Here is a 5,228-nt window from a genome sequence, read left to right on the forward strand (position 1 = left end):
CCGGCAGTGATTCCCCGCAACCATCGGGTTGAAGAAGCATTGGCAGCAGCAGAAAAGGATGGCAACCTGCAACCTCTGGACAATCTGCTACGCGTCCTGGCAACCCCCTATGCCGACCTGGCTGACGCTGACCGTGACTACCGCGAACCGCCGCCGCCGTCACAACGGGTCTATCAGACCTTCTGTGGAACCTGATACCGGGACCTCTTCGTTAAAAAAAGGTATCTGTTCAGCACCGGCTCGGGGATCCTATGTCAAGGGACGCTTTTCGTCATCCATGACCGCTTTTTGTCGCCGTCCATGGCGACAAAAACCCTTGCCACAGGACCCCCGACCCTGCGCAAGGATAGTGCTGAATAGTTACTTACAATCTTTCTTTTTAGACCGAAGAAGCCCATCTATCAGGTTCCACAGAAGGTCTGATAGACCCGTTGTGACGGCGGCGGCGGTTCACGGTAGTCACGGTCAGCATCAGCCAGGTCGGCATAGGGGGTTGCCAGGACGCGTAGCAGATTGTCCAGAGGTTGCAGGTTGCCATCCTTTTCTGCTGCTGCCAATGCTTCTTCAACCCGATGGTTGCGGGGAATCACTGCCGGATTGTGGCGATCCATGATGTTTTTAACGGCGACGAAAGCTTGTCCCTGCTGCTCTAACCGCGTCCGCCAGCGTTGGTGCCACTGCTTAAATGCTTCGTCCCGATGCAGTTCACTGTCGGTTGATGGCTCATTGGCCAGATCACGGAAACTGTTGGTGTAGTCGGCGCGCAAGCGCTGCATGATGGCGAGCAGATCATCGATCAGGGCGACATCATCATCTTGCTCATTCAACAGTCCCAGCTTGCCCCGCATCCCAGTTATCCAGTAGCGCCGAAATCTAAGCTCAAATTGATCCAGCGCCTGTTGCGCCAATGCGATAGCGGTTTTTTGCTGTTCTGCCAATAGCGGCAACAGGGCTTCAGCAAAACGGGTCAGGTTCCACTGGGTGATCGGCGCTTGATTGGCATAGGCGTAGCGCCCCTGGTGGTCGATAGAGCTGAACACCGTAGCGGGGTTGTAGAAATCCATGAAAGCACAGGGGCCGTAATCGATGGTTTCTCCGGCAATCGACACATTGTCGGTATTCAACACGCCGTGAATAAAACCGACCAGCAGCCACCCCGCGACCAGGGCGGCCTGCCGGTCGATAACTGCCTCGAGCAAGGCAAGGTAAGCATTGTCCTGCGCTGCTGCCTCCGGGTAGTGGCGCTGGATACAGTAATCGGCGAGAATTTTCACCTCATCCCTGGTGCCGCGCCAGGCGGCGTACTCAAAGGTGCCGACGCGCACATGGCTTTTAGCCACCCGGGTCAGGATGGCGCCCGGCAGCAGCCGTTCACGCCGTACCTGTTCTCCCGTTGTTGTCACCGCCAGACTGCGACTGCTCGGAATACCGAGGGCATGCAGCGCCTCGCTGATCAGATATTCGCGCAACATCGGCGCGAGGGCCGCCCGTCCATCGCCACGGCGGGAAAAGGGGGTTGGGCCCGAGCCTTTGAGTTGGATGTCGACACGTTCGCCGGAAGGGGTGATCTGCTCGCCGAGCAATATCGCCCTGCCGTCACCGAGCATGGTGAAACCACCGAATTGATGCCCGGCATAGGCCTGGGCGAGGGGAGCCGCTCCTGGCGGCAGGAGATTGCCGGCAAAAATCTCAGCACCCGGCGCTGTATTCAAGGCGCACGACCTGAGGCCGAGCTGCTCTGCCAGCGCGTGGTTGAACCTCACCAGTTGCGGATCGCGTACCGGTACCGGAGCGAGTTGCCGGTAAAACAGTTCCGGTAGCTTCAGGTAGCTGTTATCCAGGTTCCAGCCGCTTGCTGATTTGAGCGTGGCATGTGCAGTGGACATGGGGTCCCCCGAATTGTGACGGTGATGGCTTCGGTCCATTGTAACGTCAGGAACCTGCTGGAAGATAGGGGCAGGAAAGAGCGGTATAAGAAGAAACAGCACCGGTCGACGTGTAACGGTCGCCCGGTGCTGCCCTGATAATTAATGATGAACGTTTTTATATCTGTTCAGCTGCGGATTCCCGATCCTGCGGCAAGGCTGACAGCTGAATAGTTACAAGTTGTTATGCGCGTTGACGGATCAGTATGTGCGAACCGGTACCGGCACCTCGCCTTTATGGCATAAGGTACAGTTTTTGATGATATTCGGAACATTGCTGAAATTATCTTCTTCTACTTTGTAGCCATCGACGCCGCCATGGATGCTGTGAATCATAGTCATCAGATCGATATTGGCCCAACCGCCAACTTCCGCTGTTGAGTTGTTGCTGTCATAGGTGAAATTGTTGTGACAGGTCAGGCAGAGCTGGGGGTCGTTTCTGCGGCTGCTGTGAGCCTTGAAGGCTCCGCCGCTATGGCAGGAGGCACAGGAGGCCAGAGTAATGTTCTGCTTCGGAGCATTTGCGGCAGCGACAGCAGTACCGGTTCCGGTGACATAGGCTAGAGCAGTGAATCGCTCATCCTGACGGCTGGTCACTCCGATGCGGTAGACGGCATCAGCATCCCATTTGCCATGCAGCTCAATTTCACTGAGGATATGGTCGACATAGGCACCATATTCACCTTCGGCGGCGGGTTTACTATGAGTCCAGTAAGCCCCGTTGCGGAAGTCGATGGCAGCGTCCTTGTGTTTGAAGGTATAGGAAAAACCATCCTTGCCTTTGGTAACCTCTTCGCGCAGGTTGCCGCCCCGGATAACTTCGGTCGAACCTTCTTGATGAATGCGATTGCGTTGCAGCATGTTGATCCAGCCGACCCGGTTATTGACCCACTTGGCAATAGTGAATTCTGCCGAAACCTTGTCGGCATCGTAGTTCAGCATATTGAAATGAACGGTAATTTCGCCGTTATTGACAGTGACATTGGTGATTTCGGCTTTTGCCTTGGCGGAGTGGCTGGCGGCGATGGCAGAGTAGGTCAAGGCAACCACTGCAAACATAACGACAAAAAACATTGTCGGTAGCAGTAACATCTTCCTTTTGCGTGTCTTTAACATGTCTGGCTTCCTTTCTGTTAGTGAATGGTTCTGAGGGTAATTGGTTTCGTCGATGAATGGTTCTGTGGAGAATAGTGCTTTTGAGGAAGTCAACTTTATTAATGTTAACCAGATATGTCAAGAATAAATAAAAAAAATCGTATCTGTTCAGCACCGGGTCTGGGGGCCTGTGACAAGGGACGCGATTGTTTCCCGTTGGGTCATCCATGACCGCTTGTTGTCGCCATCCATGGTCCGGTTGCAACGCTGTCACTGCCAACGTCTGCTATTAAGATCTGTCTGCTGTTGCTTCGGCGGCGAAATATGTAAACATCGGTTTCGATCGTCATTTCCGCGAAGACGGAAATCCGGTGTTTCGGCATATTAAAGGATGATAGCGGCGCAAAAAATCTCGGGGATAACAGTCCTTTTATTCATCGTAGCTATTGTGTCCCGCTTGGTTAGTCGGTTCAGATCATTCTGAGGCGGTTCCTTGGCAAGGTCCGTCGATGCAGGCCTGGTGTACGCTAAACCGCAGAAACGTAACTCCGCCACCGACCCAAAGGGCCGGAATGAATATCTGGAATGACCAGTGATGACTTGTCTGGTAGAAAGATCGGGAATCTTTTATCACCTTTTCTATCGATTTTGTCCTGATGGGTTATGCCCAGATTGTCGCTCTGCGCTCGGGCTAATGACGAAAATTGAACAGTTGTGAGTGCGGTTAGAAAAAGGGAGGAATACTGGGAAGTTGAACCGGTTCATGCAGTTTTTTAGTGTTCAAAATTGAACATCGCCCTGGCCGTAAGCTTTTGCTGATGACTCTGAGTCCCGGTCCATAATGTGCTGAAAATATAGCAATTCCTTTGTTTTCGTTATTTTGGGTACGGGTTTTGCTTAAGACTGAAGTGTTGCGTTGAACAGAGAGAGGGAGAAAGGGACATGCAAAGTTGCTGCAGTGCCATACCTGGCACGATATCAATGGAGGGTCAAGTGTACGATCATCGATTAAAAGATGACATCTTTTATGAACGTTTTTATGGTCGGGTTGGCCTGCGTGAAGCGCACAGTCGTTCTGTCGCTGCTCAAAAAAATCTCCATGCGAAAACAATTAACTACCGGATTATCGATTTCATCGACAGCGAGATTGATTCGATAGAACAAAATTCCATTGACCAGATGCTCAGTACAAAACTACTTGATGCTTACTCACGAAAAAAAATAAAGTTATTGCTTGTTGTCAAAGACCATGACGAGCTGCTGAACCATGTCATTGAAAATATAAAATCTTTTACCAGCAAAAATTTAATATTGTTTTTCAGTAGTCGCAGTGAAGCTATCGATTATATTAAAACTGATGTAACTATTCAGCCCCCTATGCGGCAACGTGGGTCTGCAGTTGTTATTCCTCCGGTGAGTAAATAACCTGTCATCACCGCGTGCTTTAGTCGGGGATCCATTCTTTAACAGCCTAAAATCTCACTGGATTCCCGCTTTCGCGGGAATGACGATGTGAGTTCAACTTTTACCTGTTTTGTCGCCGAAGCAATAAGGACCTGAAGGCAACCCCCCCCATTTTTGCTGAGGGGGGGGTAGCGGAAGGCTGGTGCCGGTACGAATCAGGATTGTTGTTATTTTGAAAATACCGCGTCTTCCAGCAGCACCTTGAAGCTGTGCCCCATGCCGACGGTGTGATCACTGCGCAGGATGCCGGTCGCTGTGACCGTATCGCCGAGCAGCGCCGTTTCGGCGGTAACCGCCATCACCTGGTTGTCAGGCTCGCTACCGCTACCATCGGCCAGGGTGATCCAGTTTTTCCCCTGGATATTGCTGCTGACGCGGATCACCTGGGCGGTCAGGCTGACGGTTTTACCGGCCAGATCGTCACGGGTGGCAAACAGGTCAGCCACCGTCACCTGTCCGGCCTGTTGGACGATAGGGGTTGTGGGGATGGCCACCTCTCTGGGCTCCGGGGCGGTTTGCGCTATGTCCGCGTCGCCCGGCAGGTCCACCTGCTCGGTAATGCGGATGTTGGTCACCAGCAGAATCTCCGGGAAGGTATGGTTCATGGCGGCACTGTGAAAATCGCGCATGAGAATACCACCGATAAATTCGACCTGATCACCAGGGGCAATATCGATGAAATTGGCAGCAATCCAGTATTGCTCGCCCCCTTCTTCGATTAACATCATCGTGTACTTGCCCGCA

5 protein-coding genes are annotated in these 5,228 nt (G+C 52.6%); 2 read left to right on the forward strand and 3 right to left on the reverse strand.

Annotation, left to right across the window (positions count from 1 at the left end; genetic code table 11):
- Positions 1-195, forward strand: a 195-nt coding sequence (locus AC6F7T_RS14150) for a hypothetical protein (protein ID WP_500719898.1), incomplete at its 5' end; no start/stop codon positions are given.
- Between the two features lie 206 nt (positions 196-401).
- Here AC6F7T_RS14150 and AC6F7T_RS14155 read toward each other — a convergent pair.
- A complete protein-coding gene (locus AC6F7T_RS14155) occupies positions 402-1,886 on the reverse strand; it encodes a protein adenylyltransferase SelO family protein (RefSeq protein WP_500719899.1) in 1,485 nt (494 codons plus the stop codon).
- Between the two features lie 240 nt (positions 1,887-2,126).
- Positions 2,127-3,041, reverse strand: coding sequence for a multiheme c-type cytochrome (locus tag AC6F7T_RS14160; RefSeq protein WP_500719901.1), 915 nt, complete (start codon positions 3,039-3,041; stop codon positions 2,127-2,129).
- Positions 3,042-4,013: 972 nt separating this feature from the next.
- Here AC6F7T_RS14160 and AC6F7T_RS14165 point away from each other — a divergent pair.
- Entirely contained in the window at positions 4,014-4,445 is a 432-nt protein-coding gene (locus AC6F7T_RS14165; protein ID WP_500719903.1) for a hypothetical protein, read from the forward strand.
- A 206-nt stretch (positions 4,446-4,651) separates the two neighbouring features.
- On the opposite strand, the gene AC6F7T_RS14170 is transcribed toward AC6F7T_RS14165, so the two are convergent.
- On the reverse strand, positions 4,652-5,228 hold a 577-nt coding region (locus tag AC6F7T_RS14170), incomplete at its 5' end, for a hypothetical protein (protein ID WP_500719904.1).

Source organism: Pelovirga sp., assembly GCF_059864205.1.